Source organism: Vibrio sp. KUL80 (assembly GCF_059725495.1).
Map to the genome: position 1 here is coordinate 1,495,230 of NZ_AP045841.1, position 23,168 is coordinate 1,518,397.

A 23,168-nucleotide genomic window follows, 5' to 3' on the forward strand; every position below is an offset into this window, starting at 1 on the left:
CTGTCCCTATTTCGAATATGTACTCGTATTACTGTACAGGAAAATAGTTGGGAATGAAGTGCTACGCTTGAAAGAGTGCAGCAATAAGGAAATAAACAGTGGCGAATTTTACGGGCGTGATTTTGGTGTTGCTCAGTGTCATAGTCGGCACCACTTTAGCTTCACAGGCAGGCGTTAATGCACAGCTTCGAACTGGGCTAAGTTCTCCACTTCAGGCCGCGTTTATTTCGTTTGTGATTGGGACCATAGTACTCGGTACATTAGTCGTGCTGGAAGGAAAGCCTTGGTTTCCGACAGGAAGTTTAAAGAATCTTCCTTGGTGGGCGTGGTTGGGTGGTTTTTTAGGGGCCTTTAATATTGCAATGTCGATCTATCTAGCACCTAAGTTAGGGGCTTTAGCGCTTGCGATCTCGATTGTTTGTGGGCAGGTCATCGCGTCTCTTTTTTACGATCAGTACGGGCTTTTGGGCTACCCTAAGATCGAACTATCGCCCCACCGGATTGGAGGGGCGATCTTGATAGTGATCGGCGTGATTCTTGTCGCCAATCACCCTAGCAAAGGCAGTTGACTCTTAAGTCAGATTAGCCTGCAATTGCTACGCGTTTAATGTCCAGCTTAGTGTCTTCGAACGTGTCTTTATCGACCTTACCAGAGATAATTACTGTATCGGTTGGAGACACTTCAACACCACGCCAGTCTTCGTTCTCAACCTCGATAACAATGGTGTTTTGACCGTCAGTGAATTGGTACTTTTCATCACCTAGAGAGTGGGTTATGTTGCCAGTGATTTGAACCGCAGTGTCGTCTTTTGCTTCCAACGCTTGTGCAACAGTCGTTTGCGCGCCAAGGGTAGGACCGTTAAAACCGCCTTGAGCAGGCATTGATTTAGCTGCTGCGAAACCAGACGTTAGGATTAGTGCTGTAGCGATGATAACTTTTTTCATAATAACCTCGATTTAGACATCTTTGTTTAGTTGACGATGTCAGTATGCATCCGTCTAGATTAACTAACCTTGAAATGAATATTCAGAATTCGTTCATGTTTGAAAAAAGGTGAAAAAAGTTGTTGTTTGAGGAAGGAGTTGAGGATGGGCGTGCTTGTAGAAGACCCCTGCCTGCGCAGGGGTGACGATTGTTTTATGTAATACAGTTGACTACCCTTAACTCACCATTCTCTTATCGCGTTGACCTTTCGCATCATACGCTAAATCGCCATAGATATAAGTTTCACAAACCGTTCGGTCATCACCCAGGCTCATCAACACAAACAGCTTTTCTTCAAGCGTTGTTGCTTGATTCATCCTAAAGCGCATCAGTTGCGTCGCATGCAGATCCAGAACCACAAAGTCAGCTTCTTTACCTATTTCTAAGTTACCGATTTTATCTTCTAAGTGCAGAGCCTTCGCACCGCCCAGCGTGGCAAGAAACAGTGATTTGATTGGGTGCAGCTTTTCTTGTTGTAGCTGCATAATCTTATACGCCTCACTCATGGTCTGCAGTATAGAGAAACTGGTGCCTGCTCCCACATCCGTACCCATGCCAACTCGGATGCCAGTGTCTTCCATCTTGTTGAGCTTAAATAAGCCAGAACCAAGGAATAGGTTAGAGGTTGGACAAAAAGCAATGGCGGATTCTGTATCCGCTAGACGTTGACATTCACAATCTGAAAGATGAATACCATGGGCAAATACCGAGCGTTTATGAAGTAGGCCGTAGTGGTCGTAGACATCTAAATAGCTCTCTCGCTCTGGGAACAGGTCGAGAACCCACTCGATCTCTTTCTTGTTTTCTGAAAGGTGAGTGTGCATATAGACGTCAGGGTATTCCTCAAGCAGCTTTCCAACCATAGCGAGTTGCTCAGGTGTGCTAGTAGGAGCAAATCGCGGTGTGACAGCGTAATGCAGACGCCCGCGATGGTGCCACTTTTCGATAAGCTCTTTTGATGCTTGGTAGCCAGATTCTGGTGTATCAGTAAGGTAGTCTGGAGCGTTGCGGTCCATTAACACCTTACCGCAAATCATTCGCAGGTTTCGACGTTCAGCTTCTCCAAAGAAGACATCCACCGATTCTTTGTGCACGGTACCAAACACTAACGCGGTCGTTGTGCCGTTGCTGGCAAGCTCATCCAGAAACAGCTTCGCTACCTTGAGTGCATAGATAGGGTTTTGAAAGCGTCGCTCTTCTGGGAAGGTATAGTTTTCAAGCCAATCAAGAAGCTGTTCCCCATAAGAGGCAATCATACCTGTCTGAGGGTAGTGGATATGAGTATCGATAAAGCCTGAGGTGATAAGCTTGTCTTTATAGGTTTTGATTTTCATTGGCTTGGTGTGTCTAGCCAATATATCGGTTGCGCTGCCGATGTCGACGATGTGACCGTTTTCTACGACGATCATGCCATCTTCAAAAAATTGGTATGAGTTCTCTAGACCCACATCTTTGGGGTCAGCAATGCTATGTAAAATGCTGGCGCGATAGGCCTTGCGTTGTGTTGTCATGACACTTCCTTTCTCTGCCCGAATTCCTCAGGCAGTATTATTATTGTAATCCTTTTGCGGCTTTTTAGCCTGCTTGGTCTAGCTCTTGGCGCGTGTTCGTGGGACGCTTTTGCTCTATCGGGTTACCTTGATAGTGGGAAATCAGCTCACCCGCAACCGAGACCGCAATCTCTGCTGGGTGTTTTCCAGTGACCGCTCCGATGCCTATCGGGCAGGTCATAGTGTTGATCTCATCTTGACTGAAGCCACGTTGCGCCAATCGGAAATCAAACTTCTTACGCTTGGTCAGTGATCCAATCATCCCAAAGTAGGCGCTGTCACTGCGCTTGATAATCGCTTTTGCCAGATCGAAATCGAGTTGATGATTGTGAGTCATTACGAGGTAATAACTGTTTGGTGGCATCTGAGCGATTTCGCCAACTGGATCGTCACTCACAAGCTTATTGACACCTTGCGGTAAGATGTCCGGAAATTCAGCCTCGCGCTCATCAATCCACGTTACTCTAAAGGGCAGAGTAGCGACAATATGAACCAATGCTTTTGCCACATGACCTGCACCAAAAAGTACCAAATGCTTTTGTGAAGTACCGATAGGTTCAAAGCTGAGCGTTGCCATACCACCACAGCATTGTCCTAATCGAGCACCCAAATTAAATCTTTCTACTTTTAGGCTTTGCTCTCCAGAAAGAAGCATTTCTCGTGCCATTTTAGAAGCGACATGCTCTAAATGACCGCCTCCAATGGTCGCGATGATGTTGTCTCGGGTTACCAGCATTTTTGTACCTGCATCTCGCGGCACGGAGCCGCGATCTTCAAGTACGGTCACCATGACACAAGGTTCGTGTTGTTCTTCGAGCCTAGCAAGCTCATGAATCCAGTTATCCTTAAACATAGTGACCTCCTGTTAATTAGTTTCCGTGAAGGATGCCGTGTTAACACTCTGACCTTGTGTCACGGCTTGTACCGCCATTAACACACGTTCTGGTGTTGCTGGGGTATCCAGTTTGGGAATCGCACCATCAACGGCGACATAAGAGATGGCGTCTTTTAGCGCACTCCAAACGGACATGCCGAGCATGAAAGGCGGTTCACCCACCGCTTTGGAGTTGAACACGGTGTCTTCTGGGTTACTTCGGTTTTCGAGAAGATGCGTTCTAAAATCGATCGGCATGTCTGCAATAGCAGGAATCTTGTAGCTTGCAGGGCCATTCGTCATCAAACGTCCTTGCTCATTCCAGACGAGCTCTTCGGTTGTCAACCAACCCACACCTTGAACGAAGCCACCTTCTACCTGACCAATGTCAATGGCAGGGTTAAGCGATGCGCCTACATCATGCAAGATATCCACGCGCAAGATTTTGTATTCACCAGTGAGGGTATCGATGATGACTTCTGAACACGACGCGCCGTAAGCGTAGTAATAGAAAGGGCGGCCACGTGCTTTCTCATGGTCATAGTAGATTTTAGGCGTGCGATAAAAACCTGTGCTTGATAGTGAGATTTGGTTCATCCATGCCAACTGCGCAAAGTCGGCAAATGTCATTATTTGTTCGCGTATTTGGACCATGCCATTTTTAAACAGCACTTCTTCAGGAGTGACTTTAAAGTGAGAAGAAGCAAATTCAATCAGACGCTGTTTAATGGTTATTGCGGCGTTTTGTGCAGCTTTACCGTTGAGATCGGCGCCCGATGAGGCCGCCGTGGGCGAGGTGTTCGGCACCTTGTCGGTGTTGGTAGCGGTGATTTGGATACGGTCAACATCTACTTGAAACTCCTCTGCAACGATTTGCGCCACTTTGATATTCAGACCTTGACCCATCTCAGTCCCCCCGTGGTTTAGGTGGATACTGCCATCGGTATAGATGTGTATAAGAGCGCCAGCTTGGTTTAGGAAGGTGGCGGTAAACGAGATACCAAATTTGACGGGCGTGATAGACAAACCCTTTTTCAAAATTGGACTGTTTTTGTTGAACTCAGCGATCTCTTTGCGCCTTGCGTGGTAATCACTGCTTTGTTCTAACTGCTCAGTGATTTCAGGAAGGAAGTTATCTTCCACTGTTTGGTAGTAGTGGGTAACGTTTCGACCCTCTTCGCCGTAGTAGTTGGCTTTGCGAACTTCTAACGGGTCTTTGTTTAGGTAGCGGGCGATTTCATCCATGATGTGTTCAATGGTCATCATCCCCTGAGGACCACCAAAACCACGGTAAGCGGTATTCGAAGCGGTATTGGTTTTGCAGCGGTGTCCGGTAACGGTCGCATCACCCAAATAGTAAGCATTGTCAGAGTGGAACATGGCACGGTCGACAATCGAGCTCGACAGATCTGGCGAGTAGCCACAGTTACCGGCGACAACAATATCGACACCTTGAATCACACCGTTATCATCAAACCCAATCTTATATTGGTTGTAGAATGGGTGACGTTTGCCGGTCATGGTCATATCTTCATTGCGAAGCAGACGCATCTTGGTTGGTCGACCTGTCAAATGGGCGATGACCGCTGCCATACAAGCAGGCGCAGCCGCTTGTGTCTCTTTACCACCAAAACCACCGCCCATGCGGCGCATATCGATAACTACCTTGTGCATCGCAACTCCAAGTACCTCAGAGACCAGCTTTTGCACTTCTGTTGGGTTTTGTGTAGAGGTATAAACAATCATGCCGCCGTCTTCGGTTGGCATTACGCTGCTAACTTGTGTTTCGAGATAGAAATGTTCTTGACCGCCAATTTCGATTTCACCCTCGATGACGTGCTTTGCGCTCGCGAGTGCTTTGGCGGAGTCACCGCGCTTTTGCTGGTGGCTTTCTGTCACGAAATGCTTTTTCGCGAGTGCTTCTTTGACATCCAGAACGGCAGGTAGTGGTTCGTACTCAACGATGGCTGCGTGCGCTGCTTTTCTTGCAGTTTCGAGGTCGCTCGCCGCCACTGCGATGACAGGCTGACCATAGTACTCGACGATGCCATCGGCAAGCAGAGGATCACCGGGAAGGATAGCGCCAATATCAAGCTGTCCTGGCACGTCTTTGGACGTAATCGCAATAGCAACGCCAGCGAAATCATAACAAGGAGAGACGTCTATCTTCGTGATTTTTGCGTGTGCTTGTGTGCTTAGTAGTGCGTAGACATGAAGTTGGTTTGGGAACTCAAGTCTGTCATCGATATAGACAGCCTCACCCGTCACTTGTTTTGGTGCGCTATCGTGCTTTACGCTTTTACCAACACCTGTTTTAAGATCTTGTTTGACGATAGCAACCATCTCTTCGTGAGTCAGCTGCTGATGATTCACATTAGACATAAGATGTTACCCTCGTTTCAATCAGATTGTTGGTGTTATTGGTTTCAATGTAATAGCGTTTGAGCATATTGGCTGCGGTGAGGCTCCGGTAAGTCTGGCTTGCGCGAAAATCTGATAGGGGCTCAAAGTCGTGACTCAGTGCTTCCATTGCCTTGCTAATGGTCTCTTCATTCCAAGGCTGTCCGACTAACGTCTGCTCACAAGATATTGCTCGTTTAGGTGTTGCAGCCATGCCGCCAAAGGCGATACGAGCACTCACTACATGGTTATCTTTCACTTCAATGCTGAAAGCACCGCAAACTGCAGAGATGTCGTCATCGAGACGTTTCGAGAGCTTGTAAGCTCGGAATGTGCTTGATGATGGCTTAGGTATAACGATCTTTTCAATGAACTCGCTAGGCTGCTGAGCAGTGACTTTGTAGCTAATGAAGTAGTCCTCAATAGGCATAACACGTGTTTCATCACCACAGCGTAGTTGGATTTTTGCATCAAGAGCGATGAGCAGCGGTGGGGTGTCTCCGATAGGCGAAGCGTTAGCAATATTGCCACCTATAGTGCCTTGATTTCTAACTTGCAAAGAGGCGAAGCGATGCAACAGTTCACCAAAGTCGGGATAGTGCTTGTTTAGTAGTGTATAGACATCGCTGATTGGAAGGTTTGCGCCAATCTCTAGGCTGTCTTCTGTCTCTTGGCAAACTTTCATCTCTTCGACGAGATTCACGCTGATAAGGGTTTCTATCTCGCGATGGAATTGAGTAACTTCGAGTGCCAAATCTGTACCACCGGCAACCAGTTTGGCCTGTGGATGAGCTTTGTATAGTTTGGCAAGCTCTTCAGTGTTCTTTGGAGAAAATGCGGTAAGGTGTCCAAGACGAAGACTCGCTTCTTCATTTTGGATTTTTTCTAGTTTAGCGATGGTCGCTCGTTCAAGCTCTGAGAATTGGTCAACGATTTGCTCTTCCGAACACAGTGACAAAGCAGAATCTACGATAGGTCGATACCCTGTACAACGGCATAGATTGCCCGCCAATGATTCCATCACATCGGCTTTGTTTGCATTCGGCTTGTTCTTAGTCAGAGCGAACATCGACATGATGAATCCAGGCGTACAGTAGCCGCACTGAGAGCCATGAAACTCGACAATGGCTTGTTGAACTGGGTGAAGTGACTTATCGCGAGCTTGCAGATCTTCTACCGTGATAAGTTGCTTGCCGTGAAGAGCAGAAATAAAAGTGAGGCAGGAGTTAACGCTGCGATACTCAAGCTTACCATCGACGAGCTCACCAAGTACCACGGTACATGCACCGCAATCACCAGAACCGCATCCTTCCTTGGTGCCTGTTTTTTTAACATGAGTGCGCAGATAGTTCAGCACCGTCATGTTTGGGGAGACATTTACTTCCTGTCTGATTTCTTGATTGAGTAAAAAAGTAATCAAGAGACCTCCTTGTACAGTGTATTCATGAATTTATTTTTCTGACCTTCTGGTCAATAATTGGCTAAATTGACCACAAGGTCAACTATTAATTTACAAGTTGGCAACATTTCTAATGGGTTGAGATCGAGGTCAAATTGGGAGTTGTGGCTAGGTTGTTGGTTTGGAAAGTGTTGTGTGGTGGAGAGTACCGCTGTGTGCGATACAAAAAATCATCGTTGAAAACTGACGTTAAGAACTGATTTTTGGGTAAGGGTGCAAATGTAAAAAGACCAGCATTTTGTTTGCTGGTCTTCGTTTTAACTCGCTTTGTTCTTCAAAACATCTGAGAACACGACATGGAGGTCATTAGAGGCAACGCTATCATCAAGGTTAAGCTTAGCTCGAATGTGTTCTAGGTGAACTTTCATCAATGAGACTGCTTTCTCTTTGTCTCGATCTTCGATCGAATCCAATAGCTCTCGGTGTTCGTCTTGCGAACAATGAGCATTGTTAGTTGTTTCGTACATTGCGATAAGTAGAGATGACTGAGAGACTATGCTGCGTTGGAATGTTAATAGTGGCGCGTTCTCAGCCATTTCAGCTAGCTTGATATGAAACTCACCGGATAAACGTAAGCCTTTGCCGTAGTCATTAGTAGCAAAAGCATTATCTTCGTCTTCCACCAATTGACGACACTCTGTAATCTGAGCGCTAGTTGCGTGCTCCACTGCAAGCTCGATAATAGCAAGCTCAAGTACTTCACGCGCTTTGAAGATCTGTTTGGCTTCTTCGACTGAAGGAGCCGCAACGATTGCACCTCGGTTTGGTCTTATATCTACGACCTTTTCCAGTGAAAGCCTTAGTAGTGCACGGCGAATAATCGTTCGGCTTACGCCAAAGATTTCAGCCAATGCTTCCTCACTAAGCTTTGTCGCTGGTGGCAGTCGTTGTTCAAGAATGGCATCAAAAACGTGGCAATAGACCACATCGTCTTGGGTCTGTCCTGCGATTTTGGTTTTCACACCTTTATTCACTGAGCTTTTTAGGTTTCCCATCTGGTTACAGCACTCTACAGTTTTCTTTCCTTGTTAGAACAATAATACTCCACTTTGTATACAAATAGCCACTACGACCAGATTTTGTGAAACAACCAGCAATAATAGGAACAATAAAGGTTAAGAGTCGGTTTGTGTTGGTGAGAAGGAGGAACGTTTCCTCCTTCGATCGATGAGAAGTAAGTTCGAGTTAGATCCCGAAGTCATAGCCTTTGTAAATATCAGAGAGTGTTTTCGGCTTTTTACTGCGTTTTGACTGCGCAGTGTGTTGTTGACTCTGTAGCGCTTCAGCATGAGCTTGCGCAGATTTCATGAATTCAGGATTGGCCATCGCTTTTTTACGCAGCTCGTTGATGCGTTCTAGTCTTTCTTGCAACATAACTACACCTCATGAATTACTGTATGTAAAAACAGTATATGCAGTAACTGTATAAAGATCCAGTATTGATGTGCAATCGTTAGATTTTCTGTTTGTTTAGTCAATTGTTGATGAGTTGATGAGGGAATACCCAGTGCAAATTGACGTGGAAGTTACCATTCTTGACTTACGTATGTGATTTAGATCAAACAATTGTGATTGTCTTGGGGTACAAAATTTGCGCGGTTTAACATAAGTGGTGCGCTTGGTTGCATGTGTTTGGTTATTGAAAAGTAGGTAAAGATTTTTAGGGTTAGCAAGATGTTAAAATCACAAGTCTACGTCCTAACTTCATGTAAATTAAAACAATATAGAGATTAGCTTGTTTTTTGAACATTGTTTTTCATGGTTTATCGTTATGGTTCTAGTATTGCTAATGATGATGAATGTTTAATTATTCATGCACTGTGCGTAAAGATTGTTAAAATTTGTGACAGGCGAGGGTAGTGGGTATAGTCTCGGCCAACTAACAAAATGTGTCTAATTGTTTCAAGAAGACATCAGTTAAGGAGATTTATCGACATGATCACTAATGATGCTGTCATCATGGGTTTGTTAGCCGTTATCCTCGGCGCTGTATTTATCACAGAAAGCAGTAAAAACCCGTTCTGGAAAAAATTCTATTCCGTCGTTCCTGGTCTTTTGCTGTGTTACTTTCTGCCGTCGCTACTTAATACGACTGGTTTGATTGATGGCTCAGCCTCTAACTTGTATTTCGTTGCAAGTCGTTATCTGCTTCCAGGTGCGTTAGTACTACTTATCGTATCTGCTGATCTGAAGAAGATCTTCGGCTTAGGCTCTAAAGCCGTCATCATGTTTTTAACAGGCACCCTTGGTATTATCATTGGCGGCCCAGCGGCGATTATTATTTTAAATTTCGTCAATCCTGACCTTGTCTCTGGTGACGTATGGCGAGGGCTAACTACGGTAGCGGGTTCTTGGATCGGTGGTGGTGCAAACCAAGCGGCGATGAAGGAAGTGTTTGGCGTTGGTGACCAACTGTTCTCCGCAATGATCACTGTTGATGTTATCTGCGCCAACATCTGGATGGCCGTGCTGCTTATCATGGCTGGTCGTCAAAAGAAAATGGATGCTTGGCTAAAAGCAGATACAACGTCCATCGACGAACTTAAAGAGACGGTGGCGAAATACGAAGAGGAAAACTCTCGTCCGATCACGACAACAGATATGATGAAAGTCGTCGCGATTGCGTTTGGTTTGACAGGCTTGGCTCATTTTGGGGCAGACTTAATTGCACCATGGATTGCAACCAACGCACCTGAGCTTGAAAAGTACAGCCTGACTTCAGGATTCTTCTGGCTAATCGTATTGGTTACGACATTCGCTCTTATCGCTTCAATGTTTAAACCTGCTCGCACCCTAGAGCACGCTGGTGCATCAAAAATTGGTTCGGCATTCATCTATATTCTCGTCGCGACGATTGGTATGCAAATGGATGTGACTGCGATTCTAGATAACCCAGGTTACTTCTTTATCGGTATTACATGGTTAACGATTCATGCACTGCTGATGATTGGCGTCGCGAAGCTTATTAGAGCGCCACTATTCTTTATGGCGGTAGGTAGCCAAGCAAACGTGGGTGGCGCAGCATCGGCTCCAGTTGTAGCGGCAGCATTCCACCCATCACTGGCACCCGTTGGTATTTTGATGGCGGTTCTCGGCTATGCATTGGGTACTTATGGCGCGTATATTTGCGGCATATTGATGCAAAGTGTTGTTGGCTTCTAAAACTAGCTGAATACACTCAAAAGAAAGGCATGGTTTTTACACCATGCCTTTTTACGCTTTGAACATCTGCTTCAGTTATTCTGTTGCTTGTTGAAGCTTTTGCCGTTTTTTCATACGCAAAGTTGAGTACACAGAGAACACCGCCAATACGATGAACGCGAGTGCGATCGGTCTTTCATATAAGAATGACCAGCTGTTATCGTACATAAGCAACGCTTTTCGAAGGTTGGTCTCTGCCATCGGTCCCAAGATTATTGCTAGCAGAATTGGTGACGAAGGTATCTCTAGCTTGCTTAGAACAAAACCAAGGAAACCAAAGCCAATCGCAATGCCGACATCAAACATTGAGTTGTTGATGGCATAAGCACCGACGACCGACAAGAAGATGATGATTGGAATCATGAGTATCTTCGGCACCTCAATGATGCGGCAGAAGAATCGAATACCGATCAACCCAACGATAAGCATGACAAGGTTAGCCACCAACATTGAACTGAACACGCCATAAACGACTTCTGGGCTTTGTGCGAACAGCAGAGGACCAGGCGTTAAACCTTGAACAATCAGAGCGCCAAGCAAGACCGCGGCGACCGCATCTCCTGGAACACCAAGAGTAAGCAAAGGCACGAGTGAGCCGCCTGTTACCCCGTTATTACCAGCTTCTGCGGCAGCAAGCCCGCGCACAGACCCTTTACCAAACTCTTCTGGATTCTTCGACGAGCGCTTCGCTTCGTTGTAGCAAACAAACGCTGAGATATCCGCGCCAGCACCGGGCACTGAACCAATAGAAGTTCCTAATAAGCCGCTTTTGACTGCTGTTGGCATCATCTCTTTGAGATCTTGCTTGCTCATTAGGCTTCGATCGAATTTCGGCTTCGCCATTTTCTTTTCTGACGTAATTTTTTCGATTTGATTGAGCGCTTCGGACAGAGCAAATAAACCAATCAGTACAGGAATGACGTTGATACCGCTGTATAGATCCATTACGCCAAAGGTAAACCTAGGGACGCTACTAATAGGGTCTAAACCGACCGTTGAAATAAGAAGTCCAATCGCACCCGCGAGCAGGCCCTTGAGAATATTTTGAGCTGAGACGCTAGCAATGATGGTTAGGCCGAACACAGCCAATGCAAAATATTCAGGAGCATTAAATCTCAGAGCGAAGTCTGCTAAGAGCGGTGAGATACCGATGAGAACTATGGTACTGATTAAGCCACCCGTAAATGAAGCCACAGCAGAGATACTTAACGCACGAGCCGCTTGCCCCTTAGCAGCGAGAGTATGCCCATCTAGAACGGTTGCTGCAGATGCTGGCGTGCCCGGAGTTTTTAGCAAAATAGCAGCAATGGAGCCGCCGTATATTCCACCGATATAAACACCGATTAGCATCACGAGTGCGGCGGTTGGCTCCATTCCAAAGGTAAAAGGTAGCAAGATGGCAACCCCCATGGTGGCTGTTAAGCCGGGTAGGGCACCAAGGATTATGCCCCCAAGGACACCAAACACAAGAACAGGAAGAACGGAGAAACTAAATGCGACCGCTAGGCCATTAACTAAATGTTCAAACATAGCGGTCCCTTAATATAATAAGCCTTCTGGTAAAGCGATGATAAACACCTCACCAAATAGATAGTAAATTCCATAAACAAATGCCCACGCGACGGCATAGTAGAGCGGCTTTTTGACTTTGAATATGACGAGATAAATGGTGAATGCGATAAATGATGCAATGAGATATCCCACTAAATTGATCAATAAAGCGTAGCCACCCAAAAATGCGAGACCGAACACCGATAATTTAGTGAAAATTGGCAGCTCTTCTTTAGTGAGCTTGTTTTGCATGACATGTTGGATGATCAGTAGACCGGATAGAAGAATGATGGCGATGGCGACAACGCTAGGAAAAAATTTGGCATCTACACTCGCGTCTTGAAAGCGAGGCTCTGCAAACTGACTTATGAAATAAAGGCTTAGAGCGCCAAAGATGATCATAAGCGAAGGGAAAATAACATGACGACTTTTCATAGACTCACCTCAACTGCGTGAGAGATGCGGGGGAGAGAAACGCCCCCGCAGGTAATACATACTAGATAATTGAATTAGTTAATAAGTTGACCCAGTGCTTTCGTGTCTTGCTCTACGAACGAGGTGAACTCTTCGGCATTTAGGTTATGGATTGTCATGGCACCTTTTTCCATAAACTCGATAAACTCAGGTGATGCCATAGCTTGGTCAAATGCTTTGCCAAGTGTTTCGATAACTTCATCTGGCGTGTTCTTAGGAGCGCCAATGCCACGCCATGTACCTGTTTGCACGTCTACACCTTGCTCTTTAAGCGTTGGAACGTCAGGAATGTAAGCAATGCGCTCTTCAGACATAACACCTAGCGCTTTTAGTTGACCTGAGCGCAGTTGAGCAATGGCTTCTCCCGGCGTAACCATAGTCACATCAGTATGTTTACCAAGAACCGCAGGGATCGCTTCAGAAGCGCCGTTGTAAGGAATGGCATTGAGCTTAATGCCTTGGTCTTTTTCTAACGCCATCAGATAGAAGTTAGGCGCTGCTGTTGATGCGAACTTAACCGCGCCATCTTCTTTCTTCGCCTCAGCGATCAGATCGTTAATGGTGTTATATGGGCTGTCAGCGGAAACAAGTACAACAGCTGGGTCAAGGTTGACCATACGAATAAGTTTGAAATCATCAGCCGTATGCTGCATCAATCCCATTTGTGGAAGAGAGGCAATCTCGCGAGTGACAACCGTTAGTGTATAGCCATCTGCACGTTGCTGAGCACCAAAGCTCATACCAACAGCGCCAGCACCACCAGTACGGTTCATTACCGCAATGTTCTGTCCTAGAACGTCTTTCGCTGAGTTTGCTAGTGTACGACCAACTGCATCGGTACCACCACCTGCACCGAATGGAACAACAAGGCGAATATTTTTAGCTGGGTAGTCGGCAGCGATGACCGATGTCGAAAGGAGAATACCAGCGGTAACAAATAGTTTTTTAAGTAAGTTGCTCATAGTTTTGACCTTAATTATCTAAATTGTTGTGTAGGGGTAGTGTTTTTTATTGATTGATATTCACTGATAGTGAGTTGCTCTATAGCTAGAGCAATCCAACTGCTAATTAGCATGTCGTACCATTGTTCAACGCCACTACATGCGACGACGATATCGCCATAAACAAAGGAGCCATAAAATAAAACGTCGCCTTCACGCAGTGAGGAAGGGTGAACAGACTGCTGATGAATATTTGGAGTGTTGTTCCTCCATGCCTGCTGGGCTTTCTTTCTTGCCAATTTATCGAATTCAATCGTCCATTGAGATGGATTTCCTAGTGAAGACTCGATCAAAATAGACTCTTCAAAGCTGCCTTCCCAAGGCTTGATGGATGGGTCCATAACGACGATGTGTAGCTCTTTGCGATTCGTACGCTCAAACAGTTTTTCAATTGCGGGTTTCACTAATTCGATAGCATCTAATGCGATCTCTTTATTGCTTTTCATAGCACCTCCAATGGCAATGAATTTACTATATTGTAAGACAATAATTTCTCGCCACTTGTCGTCGAACAAAATGATAGAGAGGTCACGGTAGATAGATTTTATTTGCCGACAAGATCAATTTAATTAATTAAAATAGCAATTTAAATGTGATGTGGAATAGGTTTTTACAATTCAAATAAACTGTGAGTTATTAAAATATATTTGTACTAATAAATTACAAAAATATGACGAAATTACCGCCAAAATATTCCATGTTATGAACTGTTTATTAGACCTGATATTCGTCACTAGCTCTCAAAACCTGCAAGTCGATGATCAGGGGGCTTGCCTTAACTGGTGTGTTTGTGACAATCTTTTGAATAGTTATTCATTTTTTAGGCAGGAAGCCCATGAAACCCATTATTAAACCAAGCAATCCTAACTTCTCTTCAGGACCTTGCAGTAAGCGCCCAGGCTATCAACTATCGAATCTCGATACGGCATCTTTGGGGCGCAGTCACCGTTCTTCACTTGGTAAAGCCGTTTTAGCTGAGTCTATCGACAAGACTAAGGCGATTTTAGGCATCCCGGACGACTATCGCGTCGGTATTGTCGCAGGTTCAGATACCGGTGCGATGGAAATGGTGATGTGGTCAATGCTAGGCGCACGACCTGTTGATGTATTTCATTGGGAGTCGTTCGGTTCTGGTTGGTTAACCGATATCACTAAGCAGCTAAAGTTGGATGAGGTAAATAGCTATCTTGCGGAATACGGCGAGTTGCCTGATCTCTCTCAGGCTAATCCAAGTCATGATGCGGTGTTTACGTGGAACGGTACTACCTCTGGTGTGAAAGTCCCTAACGGTGATTGGATCAGTGATGAGCGTGAAGGACTGACTATTTGTGACGCGACTTCGGCAGTATTTGCAATGGATATGCCTTGGGAGAAACTCGATGTTGTGACCTACAGCTGGCAGAAAGTACTTGGTGGAGAGGGTGGTCATGGCGTGATTGTTCTAAGTCCAAAAGCGGTTGAGCGTCTAGAAAGTTACACACCATCTTGGCCACTTCCGAAGATCTTCCGAATGACGAAAGGCGGTAAGCTGATCGAAGGCATTTTCAAAGGGGCGACCATTAATACTCCTTCAATGCTGTGTGTGGTGGATTACATAGACGCTCTAGATTGGGTGGATGGTTTAGGCGGGGTCGACGTGGCAATAGAGAAATCTCAAGCGAACTTAGCCGTGTTAACGAACTTTGTTGATTCTCGCGACTGGATTCACTTCTTAGCGAAAAATCCAGAGCAGCGCTCAAATACCAGTGTGTGCTTAACCTTAGATGCGACGGAAGAGCAGGTTAAAGCCATGATTAAGCTTCTTGATGAAGAGCAAGTTGCGTTTGATATCGGTGCTTATCGTGATGCCCCTGCTGGTTTGAGGATATGGGCGGGAGCGACCGTCGAGGCAACAGACATAGAAGCATTGTTGCCGTGGCTGGATTGGGCTTACGCAGAAGTCACTAAATAAAGAACAAAGCACCTGCTTATCAGGTGCTTTGTTGTCTCTGGCGCAACATAAAAAAGCCAGCATTGGGACGAATAAAGTGCACTGATGGGTAGAAAAGGATTTTCAACTTAAAGTGGAACCAATAATGAAACAAATAAAAACCTACAACGCGATTGCTAATAAAGGACTCGATAAGTTTTCACGTGATCAATACGAAGTCTCAAGCGAGTTTAGTGCGCCTGATGCGATTCTTCTGAGAAGTCAAAAACTGCATGAAGAACCGATAGCCCCGAGCGTTAAAGCCATCGCTCGCTGTGGAGCGGGGGTGAATAATATTCCGATTCAAGCCTGCACAGAAAATGGCATTGTGGTATTCAATACACCTGGCGCTAATGCGAATGCGGTAAAGGAATTAGTATTAACAGGGCTGTTACTCTCGGCGCGCGATGTTTTTGGCGGAATGCAGTACTCCCAGTCGCTTACTGAACTCTCTGATGCAGCCGCAATGGACAAACTACTGGAGAAAGAAAAGAAACGCTTCTCGGGTTCGGAAATCAAAGGTAAAACGCTGGGCGTTATTGGTCTTGGTGCAATTGGTGCGTCTGTCGCGAATACCGCTATCGATTTAGGTATGGAAGTCATCGGTTTCGACTCGGCGCTCAGTGTTGAGGCAGCATGGCGCCTTTCAAGTCGTATCCAGCGAGCGGAGAACTTGCAGTCGTTAATCAGTAAGTGCGACTTCGTTACGGTCCATGTTCCAGCCCTTCCAGCGACCATCGGACTTATCAGCAGTGAACTACTCGCATCGGCTAAGCCGGGTCTGGTGCTGCTTAACTTTGCTCGCAAAGAGATTGTCGATACTGACGCCGTGGTTACGGCACTAGAAAATGGTCAAGTAGGTCAATATGTGACGGACTTTCCAACGCCGTCATTGATAGGCAGAGAAGGCGTTATTCTCATGCCACACATCGGCGCGTCTACGGCAGAAGCAGAAGAAAACTGTGCGGTGATGGGAGCCATGCAGCTTATTGATTTCCTTGAAAACGGCAATATTACCAACTCGGTTAACTTTCCTCAGATCACCCTAGAACGCGCCGAAGGCTATCGAATCACGTTTGCCAACGACAATGTTCCTAAGGTGCTTGGTACGGTTCTTTCTTTACTTGCGGATCTGAATATCAACGTACTTGATATGCTCAACAAAAGTCGAGATGAAGTGGCGTATACAATACTGGACATCGAGCAAGAGCCGAACGCGGAGCTTCTATCTGCAATCAGTGGGGTGGAGCACGTATTCAACGTTAGGGCGCTTTGATTGTCAGTTATTTGCGAGGATTACTAGTACCTTCGTATAACAATGACTAGGTTGGTGACCCGTTTATTGGGTCACCAGTGAATCATTGGTGACAAAGTCATAAATCGAGTTCTTCCCTAACGCCTTGTACCAAAGTGCGGTAAGCACGAGCGAGTTAGTATTGATGTTGTAAGCCGTATTGGTACCACCATTTTCATAGATACCTGTGGGAATACTGCGCGAGCTCAAGCTTGAATTAAGCACAGTTTCGTTTAGCGTAGCGGCGAATTCATCGTCAAAGATTACACTAAGTCCAAAACCTACTTTGTTACTGAAAATCTGCGGATTTTCAATGGGCTTTCCTCCTGGACTGACACTTATCCACGGTTTTCCGTAGTAATAGACATTATTGTAAGCAAACCAAGGGCTTTTATTCATCGCGTCTTCCGCATAGACCTTGAGTTTTCCTGACAAGGCAGACTCACTTTTATGAAGTTCATAAAGAGTGTCTAGCTGATTCCACCAAGTATTCAGATTACCGATTTCAATCGCAAGAAGAACATAAGGATCAGTGGTGAAATAGGGGAGGTTACGCTGGTCAATGAGGAGCTTTTGATTGTCGACTTCTACGGCTTCAATGTGGTTCCAACTGAAACTCTCATCCAAATCATAACCAAACAACACAAAGCCTTGAGCAGCATATTGCAGGTATCCTAAACGCCCTTCTTGACGATAATACTCTTTGCCTTGGTATAGCTTGGTCCCAAATAAGTCTCCATCTTTAACTGCTTTTTCAATCGACCATCGTTGTAGTATTTTTTCAATGTCTCGGTTTAGGTCCGGAAATCTTTCTTGTGTCACTTTGAGCCAGATAAGTAAACGGCCAATGTCGAGTGCCGACCAGCCATTGCCATTGCTATCAGATTCAGAATAACTGCCTGAAGGTAGGCCAGACTCGGTGCTGTACTCTCTATTGGGTAGGGTGTTTTTGTAGAGAGGAAGTTCGGCGAGTGTATTTAGCGTCAGCGTTAGGGTGTCCTTTGTCACTTCACGCGATGCGAGTTCTAAGTCATAGGCCGCAATGGTTGCTGCGATGCCACTGGCCACATCCCACATCGTGGCGTGATGATAGCCTTGTACTGAATCCCAAAGTCCGGTCTCTGGGTGATAGTTGCGATCAAAGTAGTGCTTTGACTTTTTAGCCAATAGCCAGTCGTTGCGATCTAATCGTGAGAGGTCGAGGGTTATTTTTTTAAGGGTAACTTCATTTATCGGGAGGACAGACGACGATTCAAACTCGTTGCGTGGTTCGGCATGAGCTTCGATGATGATCGGTGGAGCTATCGCTCGGCGCTGAAACTCTATCTCACTTTTGGGGCCAGTTGCCTCTCCTTGAGTCATACCCCGTCCGCCATAAAAACTTGGCGACGCCTCTTCAGAAGCAATCACATGAACGCTAAGTATACAACCCAGTATGGGAAACATTACTTTTTGTATACTCACTGTTCGCTTCATCCTTGGTAATTGGCAATCCTAAACTAATGATAATACATGGTTTATGTATTTCGAGAATAATTAATCGGGCGTACATCAAATCTTCGAAAAATCGCAACATTAGGTGTGTATAAAAAATGTACAAATAAATGTCATTCTGCGTTAAGTTTTGCTAATATGTTGGCGTCAACGGACTGTAATGGGTCAACGGATAGGCAGGGCTTCGAAGTCAATAAGGTGCTCCTATGCGAAATTTCATTCAATCGCTCACCCGTTCAGAGAATATTCTTGTCAGAGATTCTGCATTTAAACTTCATCACTTCTTAGATAAAAGTGTTGCTGATTATCGCCTCGACGATACCCAAAAAGCACGCCTTGAAGACTACCTACATTCAAATGAACTCACCCATACCGATTTTGGTGACCCGTTAAAAGCTCATGGGATTATCGCTTTTTCGTTTGGCGATAGTGAAGATGTGAATAAAGAACTTGCCGATGTTAGTGTGTCACTCATGAAAAACAATGCGTTTCTAGACGCACACTTACAACAAGAAGTTGCGGTACACGCATTAGATAAAGTGACAAACATCAATGTGATTCGAAATGATGACTACCAAACAACAGCGGACGTCGCGAGAGTCGCTTTGGAGCATTCCGTTGGTCGCAATGTCATTGTCGTCGCACAATCTTGGCATGCGAAGCGTTGTATCGAAACCTGCCAACAAGCTGGTTTAAACGTGGTTGGATTAAGGACGGTACAGAGCTTTCCAAAAAATGATCCACAGCCTTGGGTGCGTAATCCAATCAACTGGGTACTAAAAGAGAGTAATCGCCGTTTTGCTACTGGCTACGAGATCAGTAAAGAGCTTCAGCTCGCATAAGCTATGGAGCTCTAACATCTTGTTTTAATGCCGAAATTAAACTCGAATTGTGCGACTTGATTACTATACTTCCTTTTATAACGTTATGACTGGGTTTATAGGTATTGCATGGAACGCATCACTGAGGCTTTTAACGAGACCAAAAGAGAAATGTGGGTTGCGGGTTGGTTTAGTTTAGCAATCAATTTTCTGGTTCTTTCTCTGCCCATCTATGGTCTTCAACTCTTTGACCGTGTTTTATCAAGCTACAGTCTCGAGACTATGTTCGCTTTGCTCGCGATTGTACTGTTCTTGGTGACTGCACAGTTTGCTCTTGAGTATATTCGTACTGAGTTGCTTCAGAAATCCGGCTTGAAATTAGATTCAAAACTGAGTGGTATTCTTTTAGCTCGAAGTATTGCTCAATCCTCACAAACCAACAGAATTGAGAAGCAAGGTCTGCATGATCTATCTGAGATCAGAAACTTCCTAGTGACACCTTCGACTTCTGCCATCTTCGATATACCCTGGACGCCATTCTTTCTCCTCATACTATTTATGCTCCATCCCTATATTGGGACTGTAGCGCTGATAGGCAGTGTCATCTTTGTGATGTTGGCATTTGTCATGTTGCTTCAATCTCGAAAGCCCAATGAAGAATCTAGCTTGTATTCCAACAGAACCAACATGGAGCTCAATGATTATCTAAGGAACGCTCCGACGCTCAATGCAATGGGCATGTCAGACAACATCGGCAAAGTTTGGGAAAAGAAAAGCGAGAAGCTCTTAGCCTATCAATGGGAGGTCAACTCTCGCGCGGGTAAGGTGTTGGCCGTTAGCCGCTACTTTCGAACCATTCTTCAAGTTGCGGTTCTATCTGTTGGGGTGTATCTGGTATTGAACCAACAGCTAGGCACTGGCGCTATTATCGCTGCCTCAATCATTATGGGACGAGTACTTTCACCTTTTGAACAAGCTGTCGGTGGATGGAAATCATGGTATGTTGCTTTCAAGGCATGGCAGCGATTGAACTCAGCTCAGAGTTTGAAAGTGCCAGTGGAAAAAACCAGGCTTCCTCGACCGAAAGGGCATATTCATTTCAAAAACGTGGGCCTTAAGCTTCCTAGTGCCAACGAACCGATACTACAAAACATCAGCTTTAAACTTGGTGGCGGACAATCTCTCGCCATATTAGGTAACTCTGGCTCAGGAAAATCCACACTCGCGAAACTCATCATGGGCATCTATCAACCAAGTGTTGGCATGATAGAAGTCGACGGAGCAGCAGTGAGCCAATGGTCTGAGGTTCAATTTGGCGAGCATGTGGGCTACCTACCTCAGCATGTAGGTCTCTTGGCTGGAACGGTAAGGGATAACATAGCCCGCTTTAGCGATGCCAAAGATGAAGATGTAGTCGCGGCCGCGAAACTCGCCTGTATCCATGAGTTGATCATCTCTCTCCCTGATGGTTATCAGACATATTGCGGAGAAGGGGGCGTCCAACTCTCGGGCGGACAAATGCAGCGTATAGGACTGGCTCGCGCTATTTTTTCGAACCCTAAGGTGTTGGTGTTAGACGAGCCAAACTCAAACCTCGATCCTGAAGGTGAGGTGGCGCTGGCTATCGTGCTCCAGCATTGCAAAGAAAATGACATTACTGTGGTGATGATAAGTCACCGTCCGGGCTTTATGCGTCAGATGGACTGGGTCATTTTGCTGAAAGACGGCAAGGTGGAAAGAGCAGGCAAGAGCGAGCAGTTTTTAGGTTTAAGTTCAGATGTCGACAACGAGAACAAGGCAAGCAAGCCGCAAACACGCAGTGCAGGCTAGGGAGTAGTGATGGTATTCGATACGTCAAAAGTCATTCGCAACGGCATCATTCTTACTCTTGTGACAACCGTGGGTTTTATATGGTGGAGTACGTCGGTAGAGCTCAGTTCGGCGTCTATCGCGCGTGGGGTAGTTGTTGTTGAGTCAAAGCGTAAAAAAGTACAGCACTTAGAGGGTGGGTATGTTAAGCAAATCTATGTGAGGGAAGGACAGCATGTCGAGCAAGGGGATGTGCTGGTGGAGTTATCCAACTCGCGAGCGGAAGCAGACTTTCAGCGACTGACCTTAAAATCGATTTCATTGGATTATCAAATTAGACGTCTACGCGCACTACTGGAAGAGCAGCAGACAGTGGATTGGACTTATGATGATCCGGATTCAACGGCCGATACTGTTGAAAAAAACCAAGTGGTTGCCAACATCATTAGCAATGAACAAGTTCAGTTTCAGCAAGCGCTGCTTAAGAATGAGCTAGCGGAAGGTCAGTATTTACAGAAAAAATCACTATTGGATGAGCAAATTCGAGGCGGCACTTTTCAACAGCGAGCAGTAAAACGTCAGCTGTCTTTGGTTAAACAAGAAATTGATATGACCAAGGGGTTAGTGGACAAAGGATATGTCTCCAAAACTAGGATGTTAGAGCTTCAAAGGGCGTTAGCTCGCATCGATGCCGAACTGGCAGAGGTCACGGCAGAAACCGAAGTGGGAATGCGACAACTAAAAACGCTTGAGCAAACTCATAAAGCGGAGCAGTTAGCGCTTAAGCAAACCTATTCTGCTGAACTTACTGATATTCAAAAAGAGGCTCGAGATGTCAGTGAGGCTTTGCGTGCAGCGTCTGACGTACGCTCTCGCGTCACAATTCGAGCTGAGCATGCCGGAACCGTAGTTGGGTTGGGTATTACGGGTGTTGGTATGGTGGTGAATCCTGGCGACGTCATCATGCAAATTGTTCCGGATAGCGATGAACTTATTGTAGAGGCTCTAGTTCCACCACAGGACATTGATGTTGTTAGAATCGGGCAGAATGCCAAGGTTAGATTAACGGCTTACAACATTCGCAAGACGCCACCTGTGGAAGGTGAGGTGACTTATATCGCAGCCGATAGACTCGGTGATGAGAGTGACGGTAAAACGGCCGGGTATACCGTTCAAATCAAGCTAAATGGCGAGAGCCTTGAAAATCTTAAGCACATTGAATTGTACCCAGGCATGCAAACGGAAGTCTTCATTGTGCTCGAAGAGCGTACATTATGGGATTACCTGACTGCGCCGCTAAGCGTCAGTTATTATCGCGCGATGAGGGAAGTGTAGATGGAATCAGAAACGTTATTTTGGCTTTTGTTCTATGCGTCATTCTTAGTGGCGACCAGCATAGTCGGAGCATTAAAAGGGCGCTTAATCGCGGGTGTGCTATTGGGTTATGTATTAGGCCCAATCGGATTTGTAATCATGCTATTTAGTAAGGACAAACGGATGCTACCGTGTCCCCATTGTGGACAGAAGACTCACCGCCATTCGTACCACTGCCAAGTCTGCCACGAGAAGGTTTATGGTTGTTTAAACTAGGTCTAAATAGTGTTAAGCATAAAAATGTTCAGATTGGTGACGAATTTAAAAAAACGTGAAGCCATAGGGCTTCACGTCAGACTGCTGACAAAGGTCTAGCTATTGAGCTAGACCTTTGATCTAATAGGAGTATCGAAATATGGATACTCTGACATGCTCCAAGAACCCTCTCCACAACAGTACGAACTCGAAATGGTGACGATGGAACAACTGGTTCCCAAAGACCATCTTGTACGCAAAATTGATTCTGCTGTCGACTTTGAGTTCATTCGTGACGAAGTTGCCCACCTCTACTGCAAAGACAATGGCCGACCGCCTGTAGACCCTGTCCGCTTATTTAAAATTATCCTACTGGGCTACATCTTCGGCGTAAAAAGTGAGCGTCAACTTGTCAAAGAAATCGAAGTGAATGTCGCGTATCGTTGGTTCCTACGCATGTCTCTCACCGAAAAAGTCATCCATGCTTCGACACTCAGCCAAAACCGTATCCGTCGCTTTAATGGTACGGATGTCTTCGAACGTATCTTTATTAACATCGTTCAACAAGCCATGGCGAAAGGCTTAGTCGCTGGACAAGAGCTTTTTACTGACAGCACTCACCTCAAAGCAAACGCGAACAAAAACAAGTACACCAATAAACAAACGGCGGTTCGAGCTAGTGCCTATTTAGACATGTTAGATGAAGACGTGGTACTA

Annotated in this window: 20 protein-coding genes and 1 pseudogene; 9 read left to right on the top strand and 12 right to left on the bottom strand. The window is 45.6% G+C overall.

The genetic code is table 11. The annotated features are described in order from the left end of the window. Window positions 1-98: 98 nt before the first annotated feature. The gene (locus tag AC6I8U_RS06910) at window positions 99-569 is read left to right on the top strand and encodes a DMT family transporter (protein ID WP_498018124.1); all 471 of its coding nucleotides are present in this window, start codon (window positions 99-101) and stop codon (window positions 567-569) included. A gap of 13 nt (window positions 570-582) precedes the next feature. Here AC6I8U_RS06910 and AC6I8U_RS06915 read toward each other — a convergent pair whose 3' ends face one another. The 7 genes from AC6I8U_RS06915 to AC6I8U_RS06945 form a co-directional block, all read right to left on the bottom strand. Continuing rightward, complete coding sequence (locus AC6I8U_RS06915) at window positions 583-945, bottom strand: YgiW/YdeI family stress tolerance OB fold protein (protein ID WP_234495840.1); 363 nt, start codon at window positions 943-945, stop codon at window positions 583-585. Window positions 946-1,161: 216 nt separating this feature from the next. Beyond that, window positions 1,162-2,496, bottom strand: a complete 1,335-nt coding sequence (gene guaD, locus AC6I8U_RS06920) for a guanine deaminase (RefSeq protein ID WP_498018125.1) — start codon at window positions 2,494-2,496, stop codon at window positions 1,162-1,164. A 64-nt stretch (window positions 2,497-2,560) separates the two neighbouring features. After that, on the bottom strand, window positions 2,561-3,388 hold the full coding sequence (gene xdhC / locus AC6I8U_RS06925) for a xanthine dehydrogenase accessory protein XdhC (RefSeq protein WP_498018126.1): 828 nt from the start codon (window positions 3,386-3,388) through the stop codon (window positions 2,561-2,563). Window positions 3,389-3,400: 12 nt separating this feature from the next. Continuing rightward, a complete protein-coding gene (gene xdhB, locus AC6I8U_RS06930) occupies window positions 3,401-5,791 on the bottom strand; it encodes a xanthine dehydrogenase molybdopterin binding subunit (RefSeq protein ID WP_498018127.1) in 2,391 nt (796 codons plus the stop codon). Next, a complete protein-coding gene (xdhA, locus tag AC6I8U_RS06935) occupies window positions 5,784-7,172 on the bottom strand; it encodes a xanthine dehydrogenase small subunit (RefSeq protein WP_498018328.1) in 1,389 nt (462 codons plus the stop codon). Before xdhA ends, xdhB begins: the two co-directional genes overlap by 8 nt. Before the next feature lie 353 nt (window positions 7,173-7,525). Continuing rightward, a complete protein-coding gene (locus AC6I8U_RS06940; RefSeq protein WP_498018128.1) occupies window positions 7,526-8,263 on the bottom strand; it encodes a GntR family transcriptional regulator in 738 nt (245 codons plus the stop codon). 190 nt (window positions 8,264-8,453) lie between these two features. After that, on the bottom strand, window positions 8,454-8,642 hold the full coding sequence (locus AC6I8U_RS06945) for a hypothetical protein (protein WP_042472651.1): 189 nt from the start codon (window positions 8,640-8,642) through the stop codon (window positions 8,454-8,456). A 561-nt stretch (window positions 8,643-9,203) separates the two neighbouring features. Between AC6I8U_RS06945 and AC6I8U_RS06950 the strand changes: the two genes are divergently transcribed. Continuing rightward, complete coding sequence (locus AC6I8U_RS06950) at window positions 9,204-10,430, top strand: DUF819 family protein (protein WP_234495847.1); 1,227 nt, start codon at window positions 9,204-9,206, stop codon at window positions 10,428-10,430. Between the two features lie 75 nt (window positions 10,431-10,505). Here AC6I8U_RS06950 and AC6I8U_RS06955 read toward each other — a convergent pair whose 3' ends face one another. The 4 genes from AC6I8U_RS06955 to AC6I8U_RS06970 form a co-directional block, all read right to left on the bottom strand. Further along, window positions 10,506-11,999, bottom strand: coding sequence for a tripartite tricarboxylate transporter permease (locus AC6I8U_RS06955; RefSeq protein WP_498018129.1), 1,494 nt, complete (start codon window positions 11,997-11,999; stop codon window positions 10,506-10,508). Window positions 12,000-12,008: 9 nt separating this feature from the next. Beyond that, window positions 12,009-12,455, bottom strand: coding sequence for a tripartite tricarboxylate transporter TctB family protein (locus AC6I8U_RS06960; protein ID WP_498018130.1), 447 nt, complete (start codon window positions 12,453-12,455; stop codon window positions 12,009-12,011). 74 nt (window positions 12,456-12,529) lie between these two features. After that, the gene (locus AC6I8U_RS06965; protein WP_234495850.1) at window positions 12,530-13,456 is read right to left on the bottom strand and encodes a tripartite tricarboxylate transporter substrate binding protein; all 927 of its coding nucleotides are present in this window, start codon (window positions 13,454-13,456) and stop codon (window positions 12,530-12,532) included. 14 nt (window positions 13,457-13,470) lie between these two features. After that, complete coding sequence (locus tag AC6I8U_RS06970) at window positions 13,471-13,941, bottom strand: hypothetical protein (RefSeq protein WP_234495851.1); 471 nt, start codon at window positions 13,939-13,941, stop codon at window positions 13,471-13,473. Between the two features lie 389 nt (window positions 13,942-14,330). Between AC6I8U_RS06970 and AC6I8U_RS06975 the strand changes: the two genes are divergently transcribed. Both AC6I8U_RS06975 and AC6I8U_RS06980 read left to right on the top strand, forming a co-directional pair. Next, window positions 14,331-15,446 carry a phosphoserine transaminase gene (locus tag AC6I8U_RS06975; RefSeq protein ID WP_498018131.1) on the top strand — a complete coding sequence of 372 codons (1,116 nt, stop codon included), beginning with the start codon at window positions 14,331-14,333 and terminating at the stop codon, window positions 15,444-15,446. Between the two features lie 124 nt (window positions 15,447-15,570). Further along, window positions 15,571-16,740 carry a phosphoglycerate dehydrogenase gene (locus AC6I8U_RS06980; protein WP_252011062.1) on the top strand — a complete coding sequence of 390 codons (1,170 nt, stop codon included), beginning with the start codon at window positions 15,571-15,573 and terminating at the stop codon, window positions 16,738-16,740. A 63-nt stretch (window positions 16,741-16,803) separates the two neighbouring features. Here the strand turns inward: AC6I8U_RS06980 and AC6I8U_RS06985 are convergent, their stop codons facing one another. Further along, window positions 16,804-18,120, bottom strand: coding sequence for a DUF3131 domain-containing protein (locus AC6I8U_RS06985; RefSeq protein ID WP_498018132.1), 1,317 nt, complete (start codon window positions 18,118-18,120; stop codon window positions 16,804-16,806). Window positions 18,121-18,458: 338 nt separating this feature from the next. Between AC6I8U_RS06985 and AC6I8U_RS06990 the strand changes: the two genes are divergently transcribed. From AC6I8U_RS06990 to AC6I8U_RS07010, 5 genes and pseudogenes are all read left to right on the top strand, one after another. After that, window positions 18,459-19,094: a hypothetical protein gene (locus AC6I8U_RS06990; protein WP_128650073.1), complete on the top strand. Its 636-nt coding sequence runs from the start codon at window positions 18,459-18,461 to the stop codon at window positions 19,092-19,094. Between the two features lie 108 nt (window positions 19,095-19,202). After that, window positions 19,203-20,903 (top strand): type I secretion system permease/ATPase, encoded by a 1,701-nt coding sequence (locus AC6I8U_RS06995; protein WP_498018133.1) that lies wholly within the window; start codon window positions 19,203-19,205, stop codon window positions 20,901-20,903. A 9-nt stretch (window positions 20,904-20,912) separates the two neighbouring features. Beyond that, on the top strand, window positions 20,913-22,217 hold the full coding sequence (locus AC6I8U_RS07000; RefSeq protein WP_498018134.1) for an HlyD family type I secretion periplasmic adaptor subunit: 1,305 nt from the start codon (window positions 20,913-20,915) through the stop codon (window positions 22,215-22,217). Further along, window positions 22,218-22,472, top strand: coding sequence for a hypothetical protein (locus AC6I8U_RS07005; RefSeq protein ID WP_498018135.1), 255 nt, complete (start codon window positions 22,218-22,220; stop codon window positions 22,470-22,472). Window positions 22,473-22,625: 153 nt separating this feature from the next. After that, a pseudogene (locus AC6I8U_RS07010) lies at window positions 22,626-23,162 on the top strand (transposase); the annotation flags it as partial. Between the last annotated feature and the right edge of the window lie 6 nt (window positions 23,163-23,168).

Excerpts from the sequence above, each read along its gene's own strand:
- AC6I8U_RS06915 (WP_234495840.1), bottom strand. The coding sequence starts at position 945 with ATGAAAAAAGTTATCATCGCTACAGCACTAATCCTAACGTCTGGTTTC.
- guaD (WP_498018125.1), bottom strand. The coding sequence starts at position 2,496 with ATGACAACACAACGCAAGGCCTATCGCGCCAGCATTTTACATAGCATT.
- xdhC (WP_498018126.1), bottom strand. The coding sequence starts at position 3,388 with ATGTTTAAGGATAACTGGATTCATGAGCTTGCTAGGCTCGAAGAACAA.
- xdhB (WP_498018127.1), bottom strand. The coding sequence starts at position 5,791 with ATGTCTAATGTGAATCATCAGCAGCTGACTCACGAAGAGATGGTTGCT.
- xdhA (WP_498018328.1), bottom strand. The coding sequence starts at position 7,172 with ATGACGGTGCTGAACTATCTGCGCACTCATGTTAAAAAAACAGGCACC.
- AC6I8U_RS06940 (WP_498018128.1), bottom strand. The coding sequence starts at position 8,263 with ATGGGAAACCTAAAAAGCTCAGTGAATAAAGGTGTGAAAACCAAAATC.
- AC6I8U_RS06945 (WP_042472651.1), bottom strand. The coding sequence starts at position 8,642 with ATGTTGCAAGAAAGACTAGAACGCATCAACGAGCTGCGTAAAAAAGCG.
- AC6I8U_RS06950 (WP_234495847.1), top strand. The coding sequence starts at position 9,204 with ATGATCACTAATGATGCTGTCATCATGGGTTTGTTAGCCGTTATCCTC.
- AC6I8U_RS06955 (WP_498018129.1), bottom strand. The coding sequence starts at position 11,999 with ATGTTTGAACATTTAGTTAATGGCCTAGCGGTCGCATTTAGTTTCTCC.
- AC6I8U_RS06960 (WP_498018130.1), bottom strand. The coding sequence starts at position 12,455 with ATGAAAAGTCGTCATGTTATTTTCCCTTCGCTTATGATCATCTTTGGC.
- AC6I8U_RS06965 (WP_234495850.1), bottom strand. The coding sequence starts at position 13,456 with ATGAGCAACTTACTTAAAAAACTATTTGTTACCGCTGGTATTCTCCTT.
- AC6I8U_RS06970 (WP_234495851.1), bottom strand. The coding sequence starts at position 13,941 with ATGAAAAGCAATAAAGAGATCGCATTAGATGCTATCGAATTAGTGAAA.
- AC6I8U_RS06975 (WP_498018131.1), top strand. The coding sequence starts at position 14,331 with ATGAAACCCATTATTAAACCAAGCAATCCTAACTTCTCTTCAGGACCT.
- AC6I8U_RS06980 (WP_252011062.1), top strand. The coding sequence starts at position 15,571 with ATGAAACAAATAAAAACCTACAACGCGATTGCTAATAAAGGACTCGAT.
- AC6I8U_RS06985 (WP_498018132.1), bottom strand. The coding sequence starts at position 18,120 with ATGACTCAAGGAGAGGCAACTGGCCCCAAAAGTGAGATAGAGTTTCAG.
- AC6I8U_RS06990 (WP_128650073.1), top strand. The coding sequence starts at position 18,459 with ATGCGAAATTTCATTCAATCGCTCACCCGTTCAGAGAATATTCTTGTC.
- AC6I8U_RS06995 (WP_498018133.1), top strand. The coding sequence starts at position 19,203 with ATGGAACGCATCACTGAGGCTTTTAACGAGACCAAAAGAGAAATGTGG.
- AC6I8U_RS07000 (WP_498018134.1), top strand. The coding sequence starts at position 20,913 with ATGGTATTCGATACGTCAAAAGTCATTCGCAACGGCATCATTCTTACT.
- AC6I8U_RS07005 (WP_498018135.1), top strand. The coding sequence starts at position 22,218 with ATGGAATCAGAAACGTTATTTTGGCTTTTGTTCTATGCGTCATTCTTA.